This window comes from Azonexus sp. (genome assembly GCF_036170495.1).
GTDB lineage: Bacteria > Pseudomonadota > Gammaproteobacteria > Burkholderiales > Rhodocyclaceae > Azonexus.
Genome location: NZ_JAVHPH010000216.1, coordinates 1489 through 3670 on the forward strand (window position 1 = coordinate 1489; position 2182 = coordinate 3670).

Annotated in this window: 2 protein-coding genes; both read left to right on the forward strand. The window is 65.7% G+C overall.

Annotated features, from left to right (window positions below):
* On the forward strand, nt 1–642 hold a 642-nt coding region (locus ADADOO_RS07390; RefSeq protein WP_511276317.1), incomplete at its 5' end, for a penicillin-binding transpeptidase domain-containing protein.
* On the forward strand, nt 639–2165 hold the full coding sequence (locus ADADOO_RS07395) for a UDP-N-acetylmuramoyl-L-alanyl-D-glutamate--2,6-diaminopimelate ligase (RefSeq protein WP_511276318.1): 1527 nt from the start codon (nt 639–641) through the stop codon (nt 2163–2165). The genes ADADOO_RS07390 and ADADOO_RS07395, both read left to right, overlap by 4 nt.
* The last annotated feature ends 17 nt before the right edge of the window (nt 2166–2182 follow it).

The window sequence follows — 2182 nt, forward strand, 5'->3', positions numbered from 1 at the left end:
CTTGGCTTTTCGCCGAAGGAAATGTGGGACATGTTCGATAGCGTCGGTTTCGGCCAGGCGCCGAATCTCGGCTTTCCCGGCGAGGTCAATGGTCGCCTGCGGCCGTGGAAGAACTGGCGGCCGATCGAGCAGGCGACGATGTCCTACGGTCACGGCATTGCCGTCAGCCTGGTCCAGCTGGCGCGGGCCTACACGGTTTTTGCCCACGACGGCGAGTTGATGCCGCTGTCCCTGACCAGGATCGACGAAGCGCCGCCGCATGGCGTTCGCGTCTTCTCGCCGCAGACCATGCGCGAATTGCGGGTCATGCTCGAAATGGCCGTCCAGCCGGAAGGGACGGCGCCCAAGGCGCGCGTCGCCGGCTATCGGGTCGGCGGCAAGACGGGGACGGCGTACAAAATCGAGGGCGGCGTTTATGCCCGCAAATACGTGGCGTCCTTCGTCGGCATCGCGCCGATCAGCGATCCGCGCCTGGTCGTCGCCGTGATGATCGACGAGCCAACCGGCGGTGCCCACTACGGCGGCGATGTGGCCGGTCCGGCGTTCTCGCAGATTGTCGGCGGAGCGCTGCGCACCCTTGGCGTGCCGCCCGATGTGCCGATCCAGGTGGCCGAAGCGTCGAGCGGAAAGGGCAAGCTGTGAGCACGCCGCGCCAACTACTCGACCGCCTCGAAGCCATGGGCGTCGTGCCGACCGGCGTCGCCGACGACAGCCGTCAGGTCCAGCCGGGCGATCTCTTCCTGGCCTATCCGGGCGATCTGGCCGATGGCCGCCGCTACATTGCCGATGCGCTGGCGCGCGGCGCCGTTGCTGTCTTCTGGCAGCCCGATGGCGATTTCAATTTTGAGCAAAATTTCAGGTTGACCCTAGGGCCAGCCGTTGATTCCATGGTCGTAGCAAACCTGCCGGTCGACGCCCTGCGCCCACTGGCCGGCCCGCTCGCCCACGCTGTCTATGGCCATCCGAGCGAAGGGCTGTCGCTAATCGCCATCACCGGCACCAACGGCAAGACGACGATCAGCCAGTGTCTGGCCAAGGCCTACCCGAAACCCTGCGCCATTATCGGCACGCTCGGCGCCGGTTTTCCCGATGCGCTGACCGAAACGGGCTTCACGACGCCGGAAGCGACGACCTTGATGCGCTATCTGGCCGGTTTCCGTGCAAACGGTGCGGCGGCCTGCGCGCTCGAAGCCAGCTCGATTGGCATTGAAGAGGGCCGGATGAACGGCGTCCGCGTCGATGTCGCCGTGTTCACCAACATGACACGCGACCACCTCGACTACCACGGCACGATGGAAGCCTACGCCGAGGCCAAGAAAAAGCTCTTCCTCTGGCCGCGTCTGCGCACGGCGATCATCAATCTGGACGATGAGTTTGGCCGGGTGTTGTCGCGCGAAACGACGGCCATGCGCATCCTCGGCTACGCCATCGGCGAGCAGCGGCGCGATTATCCGGCGCTGGTGCGCGCCGAGAATCTGGTCGATACGCCGTTTGGCCAGCGTTTCAGCCTGGTCTTGCCAAATGGTCGGGCCACCGTCGAAACCGTTCTGGTCGGTCGCTACAACATCGCCAACCTGCTCGCCATCGCTGCCGTGCTGCACGACGCTGGCGTGCAGGCCGCCGAAGTGGCGCGTCGCCTGTCCGAGCTGACGCCGCCGCCGGGCCGCATGGAACGCGTCGGTGGCCATGGCGAACCGCTCGTTGTCGTTGATTACTCGCATACCCCCGATGCGCTGGAAAATGCCTTGGCCGCGCTGCGCCCGGTGGCCGACTCTCGCGGCGGCAAGCTCTCCGTCGTCTTCGGTTGCGGCGGCGACCGCGATCCGGGCAAGCGCCCGCTGATGGGCGAAGTCGCCGAACGTCTGGCCGATCGGGTGCTGGTCACTAGCGACAATCCGCGCAGCGAGGTTCCGCTGGCCATCATTGACGCCATCGTCGCCGGCATGAGTCAGGCCAAAGGCGAGGCCGAAGTTGAAGCCGACCGCGCCGTCGCCATCGAGCGCGCCATCCTTGAAGCCGAGGTCAGCGACGTGGTGCTGCTCGCCGGCAAGGGGCATGAAACCTACCAGGAAGTTTCCGGCCTCCGCCATCACTTTTCCGATGTCGAACAGGCCAGCGCTGCGCTGGCCTTGCGCCGTCCTCAATCGAAGGAGGTAGCGGCATGAAGTGGCTGCTCTCACAA